The organism is Enterococcus sp. DIV0756, from assembly GCF_051710745.1.
GTDB lineage: Bacteria > Bacillota > Bacilli > Lactobacillales > Enterococcaceae > Enterococcus_A.
Window position 1 is genome coordinate 2,630,119 of sequence record NZ_JBIOLF010000001.1, and the last position, 16,044, is coordinate 2,646,162.

17 protein-coding genes are annotated in these 16,044 nt (G+C 38.0%); 9 read left to right on the forward strand and 8 right to left on the reverse strand.

Features of this window, described 5'->3' with window-relative positions:
* Positions 1-138: 138 nt before the first annotated feature.
* Entirely contained in the window at positions 139-2,487 is a 2,349-nt protein-coding gene (locus tag IGI44_RS12800; RefSeq protein ID WP_438788089.1) for an ABC transporter ATP-binding protein/permease, read from the reverse strand.
* Between the two features lie 129 nt (positions 2,488-2,616).
* Here IGI44_RS12800 and IGI44_RS12805 point away from each other — a divergent pair, with 129 nt between their 5' ends.
* The 3 genes from IGI44_RS12805 (at position 2,617) to IGI44_RS12815 (ending at position 4,732) form a co-directional block, all read left to right on the forward strand.
* The gene (locus IGI44_RS12805) at positions 2,617-3,291 is read left to right on the forward strand and encodes a response regulator transcription factor (RefSeq protein ID WP_438788090.1); all 675 of its coding nucleotides are present in this window, start codon (positions 2,617-2,619) and stop codon (positions 3,289-3,291) included.
* Positions 3,288-4,337 (forward strand): sensor histidine kinase, encoded by a 1,050-nt coding sequence (locus IGI44_RS12810; RefSeq protein WP_438788091.1) that lies wholly within the window; start codon positions 3,288-3,290, stop codon positions 4,335-4,337. Before IGI44_RS12805 ends, IGI44_RS12810 begins: the two co-directional genes overlap by 4 nt.
* 86 nt (positions 4,338-4,423) lie before the next feature.
* Positions 4,424-4,732: a hypothetical protein gene (locus tag IGI44_RS12815; protein ID WP_438788093.1), complete on the forward strand. Its 309-nt coding sequence runs from the start codon at positions 4,424-4,426 to the stop codon at positions 4,730-4,732.
* Between the two features lie 47 nt (positions 4,733-4,779).
* Here IGI44_RS12815 and IGI44_RS12820 read toward each other — a convergent pair whose 3' ends face one another.
* A complete protein-coding gene (locus IGI44_RS12820) occupies positions 4,780-5,097 on the reverse strand; it encodes an AzlD domain-containing protein (protein ID WP_438788094.1) in 318 nt (105 codons plus the stop codon).
* Entirely contained in the window at positions 5,090-5,845 is a 756-nt protein-coding gene (locus IGI44_RS12825; protein WP_438788095.1) for an AzlC family ABC transporter permease, read from the reverse strand. Before IGI44_RS12825 ends, IGI44_RS12820 begins: the two co-directional genes overlap by 8 nt.
* Positions 5,846-6,298: 453 nt before the next feature.
* Here IGI44_RS12825 and IGI44_RS12830 point away from each other — a divergent pair, with 453 nt between their 5' ends.
* Positions 6,299-6,988, forward strand: coding sequence for a YoaK family protein (locus tag IGI44_RS12830; protein ID WP_438788097.1), 690 nt, complete (start codon positions 6,299-6,301; stop codon positions 6,986-6,988).
* A 232-nt stretch (positions 6,989-7,220) separates the two neighbouring features.
* Here IGI44_RS12830 and IGI44_RS12835 read toward each other — a convergent pair whose 3' ends face one another.
* From IGI44_RS12835 to IGI44_RS12845, 3 genes are all read right to left on the reverse strand, one after another.
* On the reverse strand, positions 7,221-7,736 hold the full coding sequence (locus IGI44_RS12835) for a VanZ family protein (RefSeq protein ID WP_438788098.1): 516 nt from the start codon (positions 7,734-7,736) through the stop codon (positions 7,221-7,223).
* Between the two features lie 24 nt (positions 7,737-7,760).
* Positions 7,761-8,576 (reverse strand): DUF4097 family beta strand repeat-containing protein, encoded by an 816-nt coding sequence (locus tag IGI44_RS12840; protein WP_438788099.1) that lies wholly within the window; start codon positions 8,574-8,576, stop codon positions 7,761-7,763.
* A gap of 86 nt (positions 8,577-8,662) precedes the next feature.
* On the reverse strand, positions 8,663-9,613 hold the full coding sequence (locus tag IGI44_RS12845; RefSeq protein WP_438788100.1) for an aromatic acid exporter family protein: 951 nt from the start codon (positions 9,611-9,613) through the stop codon (positions 8,663-8,665).
* A gap of 154 nt (positions 9,614-9,767) precedes the next feature.
* Between IGI44_RS12845 and IGI44_RS12850 the strand changes: the two genes are divergently transcribed.
* The 5 genes from IGI44_RS12850 to IGI44_RS12870 all read left to right on the forward strand — a co-directional run bounded on the left by IGI44_RS12850 (position 9,768) and on the right by IGI44_RS12870 (position 13,773).
* Positions 9,768-10,229: a DUF441 domain-containing protein gene (locus IGI44_RS12850; protein WP_438788101.1), complete on the forward strand. Its 462-nt coding sequence runs from the start codon at positions 9,768-9,770 to the stop codon at positions 10,227-10,229.
* A gap of 156 nt (positions 10,230-10,385) precedes the next feature.
* Complete coding sequence (locus tag IGI44_RS12855; protein ID WP_438788102.1) at positions 10,386-12,128, forward strand: ABC1 kinase family protein; 1,743 nt, start codon at positions 10,386-10,388, stop codon at positions 12,126-12,128.
* Between the two features lie 261 nt (positions 12,129-12,389).
* Positions 12,390-12,959: an alkaline shock response membrane anchor protein AmaP gene (gene amaP / locus IGI44_RS12860; RefSeq protein ID WP_438788103.1), complete on the forward strand. Its 570-nt coding sequence runs from the start codon at positions 12,390-12,392 to the stop codon at positions 12,957-12,959.
* Between the two features lie 11 nt (positions 12,960-12,970).
* Positions 12,971-13,159: a DUF2273 domain-containing protein gene (locus IGI44_RS12865; RefSeq protein WP_438788104.1), complete on the forward strand. Its 189-nt coding sequence runs from the start codon at positions 12,971-12,973 to the stop codon at positions 13,157-13,159.
* 77 nt (positions 13,160-13,236) lie between these two features.
* A complete protein-coding gene (locus IGI44_RS12870; protein WP_438788105.1) occupies positions 13,237-13,773 on the forward strand; it encodes an Asp23/Gls24 family envelope stress response protein in 537 nt (178 codons plus the stop codon).
* Positions 13,774-14,024: 251 nt separating this feature from the next.
* Here IGI44_RS12870 and IGI44_RS12875 read toward each other — a convergent pair whose 3' ends face one another.
* Together IGI44_RS12875 and IGI44_RS12880 are read right to left on the reverse strand one after the other, a co-directional pair.
* Positions 14,025-14,975 (reverse strand): P1 family peptidase, encoded by a 951-nt coding sequence (locus IGI44_RS12875; protein ID WP_438788106.1) that lies wholly within the window; start codon positions 14,973-14,975, stop codon positions 14,025-14,027.
* A gap of 62 nt (positions 14,976-15,037) precedes the next feature.
* Entirely contained in the window at positions 15,038-16,042 is a 1,005-nt protein-coding gene (locus IGI44_RS12880; RefSeq protein WP_438788108.1) for a nucleoid-associated protein, read from the reverse strand.
* Positions 16,043-16,044: the final 2 nt, after the last annotated feature.

The window sequence follows — 16,044 nt, forward strand, 5'->3', positions numbered from 1 at the left end:
AATCTTAGCCAGCTTTGTCATTCGGATAAGTTGCCATACTTGCATTTAGTAATCCAAATGCTTATTCGGCTAAAAAAACTCCTAAGTTAGTTTTTCATCTAACTTAGGAGACCACGTTATTTCTTTTAAATAATTTTCTTACTCTGCGCGTAATGCGATTGCGGCATCTTTCTTGGCTGCCATTCTTGCCGGAATATGTCCACCAATCATAGTCAATACGGTTGAGACGATGATTAAGATAATCCCGTGTACTGGGTTTAATTGTGCGACATTTTCTAGTTCAGTCATATTATATAAAATCGCGTTGATTGGGAAAGTTGCCAAATAGGCAATCAATACACCCAGTGTTCCAGAAGCCACCCCTAAAATACAAGTTTCTGCATCAAATACACGGGTGATATCCTTCTTTCTTGCCCCTAACGCTTTTAAGACACCAATTTCTTTTGTTCGTTCAATAACTGATGTGTAGGTAATGATACCAATCATGATCATGCTGGTTACTAATGAGATTCCCGCAAAGGCAATCAATACATACGTGATCGCGTCCATTAAGCCGCCAGTCAGTTCAGTCATCGTCCCCGCCAAATCGGTGTAGATGATCTTATCTTTCTTTTTCTTACCTTTATTGTAATCATCCAAATAGCTTAAGATTTGTTCTTTATCTTTGTAGTTATTTGGGTAAATCATAATACTGCTAGGAATACTGTCTCCGCCTAAGTAAGCCAAAGTACTTTCTTTGGTCGCATCATCCAATTTTTCGTTCGTCATGACATTTGTATCGGTCTCTTTTTGTGCTTTGACAATCTCAGAATTTTCATTGTCCTTCACGATTTTAGAGGTCAACTCATTACTGTAAGCAATCCCAGGCGCTAAAAGATTCATCGTTGAGGATTGTTTTACCCGCAGAATTCCTGAAATTTTCAGTGTATCATTGTTGGCATTGTCGTACATCGCCTTGTAATCATTCTTCGGGATAAAATTCCCCGTTGGTACTTTTTGATAATATTCATTGTTGTTGATCAACTTAAACTCCGTACCAACGATTTTATCAAAATCTACCTTCTCGTCATCTTTAACATCAAAACCAAGATTTTTCAGTGAATTGATATTCGTACTATTATTGGCGTCAACAATCAAGACAACATCGGTATTGGCTTTTGGATAAGCTCCAGCTAATAATTTATAGTTATCTTCTAAGAAATTACCAGAACTTTTATCTAATTGTGTCGGAAATGATGAGACGCCCATTCCTGTCATACTGGACATTGCACTCATCATTGATGGCCCGCTATCTGGTGAATCATTAGATAGTTTTACCGGCTTCACATCGCCATCAATATCTCGTAAAAGGTTCATACCAACCACTCGAGTAAAACCAATATTATTACTCAATTTAGGGTCAATATCATTAATATAATCCACATAATCTTGATTGATTTTATTCGTATGCTGCGCTTTGTCTTCATCACTGATTTTCGCGACCACACTATTTTTTGTATCCTTGGTCGAACCGCTCGCTTTTTCTGATCCAAGTGCACGATCACGATTCGCCGTTTGGTCCGTTGTCGTTTTTGAAATCGTAATCGGATACTTCGCCATAGTCTCGGCTTGAGTATTATCAATTTGTTTTTGGAAGCCGCTGGATAATGAAAGAACGATACCGATACTGATGATCCCGATACTGGAAGCGAAGGCGGTTAAGAAGGTTCGGCCTTTTTTGGTTCGTAAATTATTAAAGGATAATTTCAACGCGGTAATAAACTTCATTTTGGTCCGTTTTAGTTGAAATTGTTCTCCTTTTTTCCCTTCAATATGAGGATGAGAATCATCCATGATCCGGCCGTCAGAAAATCGGATTGTCCGATCAGCGTACTTGTTGGCTAACTCAGGATTATGCGTTACCATGATAACTAATTTTTCTTTCGACAATTCTTGAATTAAATTCATGATCTGAACACTGGTTTCAGTATCTAACGCCCCGGTTGGCTCATCACAAAGTAAAATGTCGGGATCATTTGCTAACGCACGAGCAATTGCGACCCGTTGCATTTGTCCTCCAGATAGCTGATTCGGTTTCTTATGCATATGATCCGCGAGGCCTACTCGACGCAAGGCATCCTCCGCTCGCCGTGTCTTCTCTTCTTTTGAAACACCGCTCAACGTCATACCAAGCTCCACGTTATCGATAATCCCTAAATGGCTGATCAAATTGTAGCTTTGGAAAACAAATCCAATCGAATTATTTCGATAAGCGTCCCAATCTGCATCTTTAAACGTTTTTGTCGATTTTCCATCGATGACCATATCTCCAGAGTCATAATTATCTAAGCCGCCGATGACATTCAGCATCGTCGTCTTACCTGACCCGCTGGCGCCTAAAATTGCGACAAATTCTTGTCGCCGAAATGCAACGGATACGCCATCTAAAGCCTTGGTTGTCGTTTCCCCCACATGATAATATTTCTTGATGTCTTTTAATTCTAACATTGCGTCACCCTTTTCTTTCTGTTTACATCGTAAAGATAGCATGGCATTATTAACTCAAAATGAACAAAAATTCATACTAGGTTCACAGTGATTTGCTACTATTATTAGGCAAAAAGGGAGGCAACGCAAATGAATCGAATACTTATTGTAGAAGATGATGAAAACTTATCTTTACTTTATCAATCGGCACTGAAAAATGAACGCTTTCAAGTATTTCGCGCGATGAATGGGGTAGAAGCTTTAGCTCTTTTAGACAAGCAATTCATTGATCTGATTATCAGCGACATCATGATGCCAGATATGGACGGCTACGAACTAGCCGAAAGCTTACGACAAGCCGACTATGATTTACCCATTTTATTTATTACTGCCAAGGACTCTTTTGAAGATAAAAAACGCGGATTTACTATCGGTGTAGATGACTATATGGTCAAGCCAATTGATGTCAATGAAATGCTTTTACGCGTAGACGCCTTATTGCGGCGTGCACAAATTGTTCATACCAAAGAATTAGTTGTCGGAAATACCCGTTTAGATCAAGAAACCTATCAAATTAAAACCACTGAACAGACAGAGACACTGCCTCAAAAAGAATTTCTATTATTGTATAAATTATTGGCTTATCCCAATAAAATTTTTACTCGCCAACAACTAATGGACGAGATATGGGGATTAGATTCTGATACGGATGAACGGACCATCGATGTTCATATCAAACGTTTGCGTTCACGATTAGAAAACAATTCAGACTTTTCAATTGAAACGATACGCGGACTGGGTTATAAGGCGGTCATCCACTCATGAGAAAAAGACTCTTCTCCCAAATATGGATGTACTTTGTCTCCATCATTTTTTTAATTATGGTCGTCGTATTAGGTGTCTTCGTTGCACTGCTTTTCATCAGCAATCATTTCAAACTTTTAGAGTCTGAACGCGGTTCCCATTTTTTTCCTTTAGGAGTCATTTTTCTTTTTAGTCTCATTTTGGGCTTGGTTCTCTCCGTATTCGTTGGGAAGCGAATTCTCCAGCCGATTGGGGATCTTCGGCAAGCGATGAGTAAAGTGGCGAAAGGCGATTTTACTATTCAACTAGAAGAGCGTCAGCAAGTGGAAGATGTTGAAGAACTCTATCATGATTTCAATGTCATGGTAAAAGAATTAAGCAGTATTGAAACATTACGAAATGATTTTGTTTCAACCGTCTCCCACGAATTCAAGACACCGATCGCAACAATCAAAGGCTACGTACAACTGTTGCAAAATGAGGATTTGTCGAAAGAAGAACGACAGATTTATTTAGAACGAATGTTAGATGGGACACATCAGCTGACTCACCTCACAGATAATATTTTGAAGCTGAGTAAACTTGAAAACCAAGGGATTGGTTTGGATTTTCAAAGCTTTCGCTTAGACGAACAAATTCGCGAAGTCATTTTATTTTTGCAACCAAAATGGGAGCAATTGAATTTGACACTGGACTTGGATCTACCTTGGACTGAGTATTACGGGAACGAAGAGTTTCTTTATCAAGTCTGGCTGAATTTGGTGGACAATGCGATTAAATATAGTCGTCAAGACAGCAACATCCATGTTCATTTAAAAAATGATCAAAACGGACAAACCATTACTATCAGCGATGAAGGTATTGGCATGACTGAAGAAGTTGCCGATCGCATTTTTGATAAATTTTACCAAAGCGATACCAGTCGTAAAACCAAGGGCAACGGTTTAGGCCTGGCTTTAGCCAAGCAGATCATTGAACTACATCAAGGAACGATCAAAGTCAATAGTTCGCCAAATAAAGGCAGTAATTTTAAACTATTTTTGCCAAATATCCCGAAAAATTCATAATTAAATGACGTAAAAAGCAAATTAATTCATCCTTAGTTAATATTTCTCTTGTATGCTATGAGTAACTTAAAGAAAGGATGACTGATATGGTGAAAAAACAAAAAGTTACCAAATCCGTGTACTTTGTAGAAGAAACCCAAAATATCGAGGGCGCGTATGTTGAAGTCAATACACTTTTTGTCGCTGATAATCAAGAGCAAGCAACCGAAGTCTATGAAAAATTAGTCAAAGAACAACCTAAAAAGTCCTTTGGCCTATTATTAAACGAATATATCATCAATGCAGATGGTGGCTTTTTCCATAATCTTCTGCAATCATGGAAAAATCTACCCGCTGAATTTTATCGAAAAATGCAGGTCTTAACTTATCGACCTATTGCTGAATACCAAAACTAATAATTAAACAGGAAAAAACGAGGCGCTCTTTTCAGAGTGCCTCGTTTTTAAATCATTGATAATAAGAAAACAGCCGCTAAACCCGTAATCACTGAAATCGCCATTGAGCGCGTCTTGTATGCCACTCCCGCAACTAAAAACATCGCCATGATCCGCACATTCCCAATCACATCCAGCTGATTATCGCTAATAAATACATCCTTAAAAACGAGAGCAGCAAATAATGAGATCGGCACATATTTCATCCAATCACTAAACCATTGCGGCACTTGTCGTTGCGAAAAATACAGCATGGGAAAAAGACGAGGTAAGTAAGAGGCTCCAAATAAACAAAGGATCAACAACAGTAATGAAGTATTACTCATGATGGACCTCCCCGCCAGTCAGATCATAATGATCTGGTCCGTCATTTTTCGTATGAGCCGTTTTCCAAAAACGTTCAATTAAATAGCCTGTTAACGAGGCTAGTAATGTCGCTAAGATCAATCCAAAGGTATTTTTAAAGAGCAACATGAAAATAACCGCTAAGCCACCAGACAATAAACCAGTAGCTAATAACAAGCCATTACTTAGCTGCATCATAAACATAAAGATGAACATCGCTGTTAAAGCAAAATGAACCAACTCCGTATCAACATGAATCACAGAGCCAAAAATGGTTCCTACTACTGTGCTCCCTGTCCATGATGCCATTGAAAACCAATTGACGTACAAAGCTTTCTTACGATTCCATTCAGGATCAGTAGAATATTTCAAATAGTTAACTGCATAATTTTCATCATTCATCGATTGTGAAAACAATGCGATAAAGGATCGTTTTTCTTGTTTAAAAAATTGCGACAAACTGGAACCAAGCAAAGCGTAGCGTAGCTCCAAGAAGAAAACCATTAAGATAGTAGACACAAATGATGCGTGCACGCTGATCATCGAGACGACTAAAAATTGTGCGCCTCCTGAAAAAACTAGCATCGAAAGCAAGGCTGTTAAGAAGATGTTAAATCCCGCTTTTTGTAAAAGCATACCACATGCCAAACCAACCGGAATGTAACTAAAACAAAGCGGCATCGCCGCGTATAACGCCTCTAACCATGGTGTCCTTTTTTTTACAGACATGGTGAGTTCTCAATTCCCTTCACGTTCACAGGATAAAAAGCATTTTCATTCTAACACATTCCTTCGAAAAAGATAGCACCTGACGAACAACTTGTTTTTTAACAACAACACTCCCCATCATTCGTAAAAATCGCGATAAAAGTACTATATATTTTTATTACCCACGTTTTTATAAGCGGAAATCCGAATGATGATCTTGTTGAAAATATAATTATTTGTTTTCTTCATTTAAAAAGAGGAAACTTTTAAATGATTCTTATGAAAACTTCATGTACATTTTCTGTCAAAATGATTTTTTGAGAACGAATTATTCTAATTTTCAGAGGTTAACTGATAGAAAAACAACTCACTTGAAAGTTAAATGAATTAAGTCCATGAAAATAGCTATGACATTGATTATCTTTTTTCTGAAAAAATATGGTAAGATAGTCAGCGAAAAGAGATGAATAGCAAATGAATAATAGTTTTCATGAGAACCGCTCAGTAGGATTGCTAATGACCTTTATCGGTGGAATGATGGATAGTTATACCTATATCCGTTATGGTGCTTTTGCCTCAGCGCAAACTGGAAACATCATTTTGGCGATCATTCAAGCGTATGAGCGACAATGGAACATGGTCGGGAAAAAATTACTTTCCACCTTATTTTTCTTTATTGGAATTCTTTTAGCAAAATTTATGATTGACTACTTCAAAAGAAAAGAACATCATTTCTGGCGGTTATTCCTGCTTTATTTTGAAGCAGCAGTCTTTTTTGTCATCAGTCTGGACTTCTTACAACCGCATCCTGCAATTATTACAATCATGATTGCCTTTACTGCAGCGATTCAATGGGTATCATTTGATAAAATCAACGGACTTGCCTACACAAATTTGTTTACAACAGGAAATTTAAAGGGGGTTGCTACTAATCTTTACGATTATCTAAGTACGAAGAATCCGGATGCGAAGGCACGCTTTCTCCATTTTCTTTCAGTTGTTGTTGCTTTTATTGTCGGTGCGATTATCTCGGTCTTTTCTTATCGTATGATTGGTACAAATGCCGTTTTGATCATCGCAGCGTTATTCCTTTATTTAGCCCTCTCTGAATCGTTCTTAGTCTGGAGATTCCAACGAAACACAAACATCATGCAAAAAAAATAAGGAGCTGAGCCAAAAGTCTTTTAGACTTTCGGCTCAGCTCCTATTCACGAATAAACGTCGACTCATAAGCAACATCTTTAAAAATAAGCCGAAGCACAAAAAATTTGAAAAATACTGAGTGAGTCCTCTTCAGGATCAGTTCAAAAGTCACTGTGTTTCTTGGTAATGTTCGAAACTTCCTTCTTATTTCTTGATGCTACACCCTTATGAAGAGTCTTTTTTTTGAATACTTTTAGCGATTCACAAAAAACAGTAGCAGCACCATTCCCAGACATACAATCCCGATAACAGTGCCTATGATAATGAGCCGCTTATCCAATTTTGACTCTGGAATAACCTGTTTTAATCCTTGATACAGACAAAGTCCAAGGAACCCACCGGAAAAATTCATGATAAGATCCGTTACATCGGTTGCCCCAATCCCTAAAATAAATTGCATTCCTTCAATGAAAAGCGAGAACAGCAAGAGAAAGGCCAACTTTCTTATAAAAGATAACCCTTTTACAGAAATACCTAAGAGCACACCTAACGGCATAAACACAATTGCGTTTAAAAAAATTTCATTGAGTGCAATTTTTCCATTGACGATTACTGACTCTTGAAATGGAATGAGATTGAGCGACCTCATCGGATGCTTCAAACTTTCAGCAACATCAGCGAAAGAAAACGAAAGTTTAAATAGTAAAATCCAGATTAACAGCAACACATAAACGACAAGCAACAACTGTTTCAGCTTTTTACTAACCATGCGCCTTCCTCCTAAAGAGTCCAATTAACGAACAAAGGCAACCTCTATGTCACCATTACTCGTTTTAACTTCCAATTCTTTTGAGCCATCCTTCTGATTACCTAGATTATTTGAAGCATTGCTGGTTTTTGAGGTGATTGAAAACTCTTCCTTATTACCGATAATGGTTCCATTGATCTCTGAATTACTTGTTTCGAGAGAGAGCGATTTTGCTGGTTTCAAATTCATCAGATTAATCTTACCGTTAGATGTTTGAAACTCCCCTTCACTAAAATTCAGATCTAGTAGATCCATTTTACTATTGCTAGTTTCAAATGAACCGTCCTCAAATTTGAGGTGTGAAAGTTCCACTTTTCCATTACTAGTCTCTGCATCCACGTTACTAGCATCAACGTCATTGATTGTCATCTTGCTATTGCTGGTTTCCAAATCTAAATTATCCAATGTCAGATTCTCTGCTGACACTTTGCCATTAGAGGTTTCAATTTGTAAATCTTTCAACTTTGCTTTTGGAACCTCAATTGTTACGCGAGGACTGCTGTTGCCAAAATTAAAAAAATTAAAACTAAAGCCAATCGTTCGTTTTCGTTCCAAAGTTAGTGTGTTGCTCGTTTGTTTTATTTTGTATTTAATATCTCTACTATTTTTATACTTGATTCGCGTCCGATTTCCCGACACACCCACAACATCGACCGGCATATTGCGATCATCCACCGTTAATTCCCGAACAGATCGTGTGGTGGTAAATGTTTCATTACTCATGCGATTATGGAAAAACATACTACCGATACAAACCATTGCCGCACCAACTAAAATTAACCCTAAAACTATCTTTTTCATATTTATACCCCTCACCTGTTTTTCATATCTTTATCATAAAGTTTTTTTAAATCGTTTACATGGGACAAAAGACTGATTCTTTCTCATTATTTATTCCGATTGAATCCGGCCTTGATCTCAATAAAATCTTGAAATAGCTGGAATAACTGGAATAGCATTGCTCGTTCTTCAAAAGCTTGACGACTCTCGGGTAATTTTTTTTGCTGATAACGCTGATCCGTCTCAGCAATCTTCACTAAAATCTCATTCCCATCATTGTCCTCTGCCAATGTTTCCGCTGTAAATTCAAACAGCTCTTGTAATTCTTGCACATCTTCCGGCTCGGCATCTAAACGATTCAATATCTGCAACATATCTGATAAAACTTTTAATTGTAAACGACGCATCGCAAAATACTCAAAATAATAACTGTTCCCGGAAAAGAAACGATTTTCTTCAAACTCCTGCGCACGAACTTGAGCTTCTCGAACAAAATCCCGTAAAGCCAAACATTCTTGTCGCAATAACTCCTCTTTAGCCGGCTGATTCAAATAATTCGACATCTGCCCCAGCATTTTCTTCATTGAAACCTCGACGACTGCTTGATCTTCCTGAATTTTTTTCTCAGTATTTGGCATATAAAGATTGGCCGCTAAGGCACATCCAACACCGATGATCATCAATAAGTATTCATTAATAATCAGTTGTAGAGGCATCTCTTTAGCTGCTAAATAATGAGTGATCAAAACCGAACTGACTGCAATTCCTTCTGCTAGATCAAGCTGAATGGAGAGTGGAATAAAGAATAATAAATATAGACCGAAAACAATCGGGTGAAATCCTAAAAGCGAGAAGCAAACCGCTGCAATGACTGTTGCAAGCGTCAATGAAAAAAGACGATTTAGTGCGGTCTTTGCTGTAGAACGTTTCGTATTAGTGACTGTCAAAATCGTTATGATAGCAGCCGATGCTGCTGAATCTAAATTTAATCCTCCAGCTAATAACAATGCAATGGGGGCCGCCATCGCGGTCTTGATTGTGCGTAATCCTATTTTCATTTTTGACCTCCTCCTTTAAAAGCTTACACTAAAGTCGCTTTGGAAAAAAGTCGCAACTTCACGAATTATCTTGTATAGTAAATACGTTATGAAAATCAACTTGTTTTTAAACTAACTAATGCTGTACATCCGTACGAAAATAGGAGTGAATACTATGGAGAGTTGGCTTTTTTTGGGAATTATTTTATTGATTGCTTTTATTGCAAAAAATCAAAGCTTATTAATCGCGACACTCGCAGTCCTAGCTTTAAAACTAATTCCTCAATCAGACAAATTTTTAGCCCTCTTAAATAAGCAGGGAATCAACTGGGGGGTGACGCTGATATCAGCAACGATCCTCGTCCCTATTGCGACTGGCGATATCGTTTTAAAAGATCTGCTAAACACGTTAAAATCACCCCTTGGCTGGGTAGCCACAATCTGTGGGGTATTAGTTGCGGTTCTATCCTCAAAAGGGGTCGGATTAATCAATCAATCGCCTGAAGTTACGGTAGCTTTGGTTTTTGGAACCATTATGGGTGTCGTATTCTTAAAAGGCGTTGCTGCAGGGCCTGTAATTGCTGCTGGCATTACCTATTGCATCATGCAAGCTATTCAGATGGTGACAAATCACTAATTTTTAACCCCTGATTCTTTTCTGATGAGAATAATTAGGGGTTGTTTGTATCTAATAAAAATCTCTTGTAAGATAGATATGAAGACTATTCGTAGTGTAGTCATCCTGTTTACGCTCCATAACTAAGTCCTTTCGTAATGACCAGGGGGTGTAGTAATGAGAGGAAAATCTAGAACCGCTCGATTACGTCAAATCGTTAAAATCATCAACCAGTATAGCCTCGTTAAAAATATTACCCAACAAAAAAATCCTGAAGAGGTGCGTAAGGCTTTTGAAGAACTTGGGCCTACTTTCATTAAAGTGGGACAAATGATGTCAGTTAGAACAGACATCTTTACCTTAGATTTCACGAAAGAACTGCGAAAATTGCAGGATGATGTAAAAACCGATAGCTTCGAGTCTGTGAAAGCGCTAGTTGAACAAGAATTGGATTTGCCCTTATCAGAAATCTTTGAGAGCTTTGATGAGCAGCCTTTCGCCTCCGCTTCAATTGCTCAAGCACATCACGCACAATTGAAAAATGGTCGAAAAGTCGTTGCCAAGGTCCAGCATCCTGGGATCGCTTCTGAGATCGAGTTAGACTTATCCTTATTTGAAAAAGCGATTCCTATCGCAAATTGGGTCCCAGAAAGTAAGGTAATTAATCTAAAAAATATTTTAAAAGAGATTCGAGTATCACTAGAGAATGAATTGGATTTCCAAAAAGAACTGGAATTGGCAGAAGAATTTTATCGATTAAACAATGAATGGAAAGAAATCCGTGTCCCTAAAATGGAACCTGCCTATTCTTCGAAAAAGGTCATCGTAATGGAGTTAATGCCTGGGACCAATTTAAAGGAATTAATAAACACCGAAGATGACAAAATCGTACATGGCGAGACAACCTATAAAGAGTTGAAGAAAACAATCAGTGAATTATTGATCGAACATTTTATGAAAGAAGTATTTGAAGACGGATTTTTCCATGCAGATCCTCATCCAGGCAATATTTTATTGCAACTGATGAGTGAAAAAGAGAATCGAAAAGAGCAACAACTAAAAACAAAAGGACATCAGGGAAAAGTTGGAAATGTCCCTTATGAAATTACCTATTCTCGCAATGAAAAATTACGTCCATTTCGAATGAATTTCATTGATTTTGGTATGATGGGCACTATTAACCGTGAGATGCAGGCCAAAATGAGCAACACGATTATCGCCATCTATAGTAAAGACAATCAGCGCATCACAAATGCAGTACATGCGATTTGCAAACAGATTGGCAGCTTTGATGAAGAAAAATTCACTTATGAGCTAGATGATTTTTTGAATCGCTATTTGAACTTGCCAGTTAAAGAGATTGACCTGCAAAAAGTTTTTTCTCAAGTAGTCATCATTTGCCACGATAACAACTTGCAAATTGATGATTCAGTCACCATGCTGATTAAAGCCTTCGGTACACTTGAAGGTGTGATTGAAGACCTCAATCCAGACCTCTCCTTATTTGAGGTGGTGGCGCCTTTCGCACAAAAATATTTTCTCCAACAACTGAATTTGAAGGATGAACTGCAGGAAACTGGATTAGATTTCTTAACTTCACTAAAAGCGATACCAAAAATTCCTAGTCACACGCTAACGGTTCTTGATACCTTTGCTAAAGGAAAAGCAAAGTTGAATTTAGAAGTTAAAAACCAGCATAATTTTTTAGAGCGGGCTGAAGCAATGGTCAATCGCCTAGTGATTGGTTTAATTCTCTCCGCTTTGGTCATTGGCTCATCCATTTTAGTTCAGTCTTCGCCTGAAGGAGATACGCTAATTTCTGATTTAGGGGTTTTTGGTTATTTTGTAGCCGCGCTTTCCATTCTTTTTTTAGTTGTCGAAAGCCTCTATCGGCGGTACCGCAAATGGAAAGAACGATAATGAACGAAAACATCTTAGAAGTGTGCTGGAGAAGCACACTTCTTTTTTAGTTCAAAAATCTTGCTCGCTCATTTTTTTCTACAACAATAAAAAAAATGAAAATTTGCAAAAAAAGTTATTATCTCCTTAATTAAATGATATTTATCCGCACCTAAGTCCCTTTTTGTCAATCAAAATGAGCAAATTCTTTTACATAAAAGGGGTGTCATTTTACTATTTGGGTGTAAACAAATTAAAAATATTGAAGCAAGGAGGTGCGGTATGAATAAATTTCTCAAAACCATCTTGATTATTATTTCACTGGTTTTACTTTCTATTTTTCTATCCGTCGTAGCGATCTATTACTTCATCGCTTCAAACCCGCTGGACTTTAGCTCATTGCAACAATTTGTGCTGACAAATCAATATGCTCAGCTATATTTGTTTTGGGTAGCGGCAGCTTTAGCGATCTTAACGGTAATCGGTATTTTCGTAATTCTATTTTATCCAAAGAGAGTGACCAAGTTTGCTTTGAAAGAAGATCGAGGAAAACTAGCTTTGGATAAGCGAGCGATTGAAGGGTATGTTCGGACAAGTATCAAACAGGAAGACTTTATGGATAACCCCAAGGTCAATGTAACGGCAACGAAAAATAAAATCAGAGTAAATGTTCGTGGTCAGTTGAAAAAAACGTCTGGTTTGGTTGGACAAACAGACCGCTGGGCCAAAAACGTAGAAACGAAGCTTCGCGAATTATTAGGTCCAGAAGAAAAAGTTTCTATCAAAGTAAAACTTCAAGCACTTGAACCAACACCAACCGAAACAACGGTGGCTCGGCAGCGAGTAGAATAGGAGGAACTGCGATGCAAGAATTCTTAACGCGAGACAAATTGCCTATGATCTTCGGTATCCTCGGTTTTATCTTAGCTGTGCTATTCTTTACCATCGGCTTTTTTAAAACGATTTTATTGATCCTGATTACAATCATTGGCATAGCAGTCGGCATCTATTTAAAAAATAATCATATTTTAGATGACTATTTAAAAAAATAATCAAACATCAATCAGATTAAAATGATCTTTTCTCTTTGAAAAGTCAATACATTAACAAAAATTAGGAGGAAACAATAATGGAAAACACAACAATCAAACCAACAGAACCAAGAAAAGACGTTAAAGGTGAATTAACCTATGAGGACAAAGTCATTCAAAAAATTATCGGTATTGCATTAGAAAATGTAGATGGCTTATTGACAGTAGATGGCGGTTTCTTTTCAAATATTAAAGATAAGTTAGTTAACAGTGACGATGTGACATCTGGAATCAGTACAGAAGTTGGAAAAAAACAAGTTGCTGTCGATATGGATGTAGTTGTTGAATATGGCAAAGACATCGAAAATATTTATGATCAAATGAAAAAATTAATCTCTGAAGAAGTCGATAAAATGACTCATTTAGATGTGATTGAAGTTAATGTAAATGTCGTGGATATCAAAACTCGCGCAGAATATGAAGAAGACAGCGAAACCGTTCAAGACAAAGTAACTAGTGCCGCTCAAACAACTGGAAGATTTGCTTCAAAACAAACAAACCGTGCAAAAGACGCTTTGAGCAATCAAACAGATAAAATCAGCGACAACTTAGAATCAGAACCACGTGTTAAATAATTCTTCCCCACTGACTAGCTGAACCTTAGCTAGTCTTTTTTGCGAGTTCCACTTCTTACTTTAGTAAGTTACTGGAATCGTAGGCGTGATGAGCATCCATTCATTTTTTCGGGTTTTGAAAAAAAGATTTCCTTCTAACGAATTAGCTGCGATTTCCACTTCTTGCTTTAGTAAGTTAGTGGAATCGTAGGCGTGATGAAAGATCTCTCTATAAAGAAACAGCCAAGACAATCTCTGCCTTGGTTGTTTCTTTATAGATCTTGATAGCTTAAATAATCTCCGTAGGTCTCTGCTGCTTTGGTTCCTTTTATAATTGCTTGACGAACCGCCTCAACAGTTAAGATCGACACCGCTTCAAAACTGGCATTGATTTGATTTGCACCTAAAACAAATAACGTATCGCCGTCATAGGTTGTATGAGAAGGACGGATTGCTCGTGCAATTCCATTGTGACTAATATCCGCTAACTTATTCATCTTAGCCTTTGGAAATGTTGCATTGGTCATCACACACCCAATGACTGTGTTGCCATCAAACAAGGCTGCTTCATTTTGATAATGCTCAAGAAATAGTTCTTCTGAGAAGCCGATTTTACTTTCACTTGGTTTACGGGCACCAGCGATAATCCTTCCGACTTCTTCGTCAAAAACATCTCCTACCGCGTTAACAGCAATGACTGCGGTTACCCATAACTTTCCGTGAGTGATCGTGTGAAGACCGATCCCGCCTTTCATAGCGTTTTTCACACCATTGATCGTTCCAACACTGCAGCCTGTTCCAGCACCATGATTTCCTGCTTGAAATTGTTGGCCGACAAACGCTGCTTCACACGCTTTGCGACCAGCTTGATAATCGGGGCGAACATCTGCCTGTCCAATGCGTAAATCAAATAAACTCGCACCAACGACATTGGGAACAAAGGTAATTCCCATATCTCGTCCAATTTTATTTTCTTCCAAGAAATCTACGACTCCAGCGTTTGCTGCTAAACCAAAAGCACTTCCGCCAGATAGCGTTACTCCATGGACAAATTTTCGATTGTTTTCTGATTTTAATGCATCTGTATCTCGGGTATTCGGTGAGCCACCGCGAACTGAGACACCACCGGTCACGCCGTCTTCACAAAGAATCACTGTACAGCCGGTCATTGCTTCTAGATCCGTGTACTGTCCAATACGAAAAAATTCTTGATATGCTTCCATCTTGTTCCTCCAAAGACATTTTCTTCATTCTAGCCATTCCCATAAAAGAAAACAACCGCCTATTAAAGACGGTTGATTACTTCATCAACATTTTTGATCGTTACGGAAATTGTTCCGTCAGGGTTATTAATAAACTCAATTAACTCTGGATTACGATAAACATCTAAAGGAACGATCAACTCGATCCCATTCGACAATTTTAATTTTTGCTTGCCGTATTTCTTTTCAGTGATTTCGCGCACTTCTCTTAACAAAGGTGCTTGGTCCACATACCCTTTTTCAACGACCTCTTCTTGGAAAGCAACTTGTGCGGACACGTTGTCCTTGAAAACTTTTTGTGCCACAACTTTCGCATCAATCTGACCGCTTTCTTCCACCACATCGTAAACAGCTTCCTTCACATCAGCAATAACATCGTGCTTGGGATTTTCGAATTTTGCTCCGATTTTTTCTGCGACTTTTTTAATTACGCGAACGTTTTCTTCTAGCGAAGGTGCAGGCCGACTTTCGATCACTTGAGTTGAGAAATACAAACGTTTTTCACCAGAAAACGGGTATTTTTTCTCGATCATCTCGTAGCTTAAATTACTCAGATTCACGACAATGCCTTCATCCGCTTTTTGTGTCTTGTTTGAAAGCAATGCACGGTGGATGATCAATTCATTTTTCAAGCCCGCATCATCTGAATCAACGATATGGGTATAGCCTTCATGATAATTCACTTTCAAAAAGGCCAAATACATCTGCGTATCCTCTTCATATAAAGCAACAAAAACGTCCGCGCTTGGAGCTTCTTCACTCTCTTTATACGCTTCGTACCAGCGAGCCACGATTCTTTCACTAACAGATAGGAAATCATGTTCCGCTTGTTGGCTCAATAGGGCAAAGGTTGAATCCTCCGTTAAGGTTCCCGTTTTTGTTTGAGCTGATGATAATTTTTGAATTTTTTTCGTTAAGTACTCTCGAACATATTCCTTTGTCAAATCTAATTCACTTTGACTATAAATCGGATCGCCAGATTCACGATCAACGATATGAAGTGCCGCTTTTTTTAAATAGATATCCATAA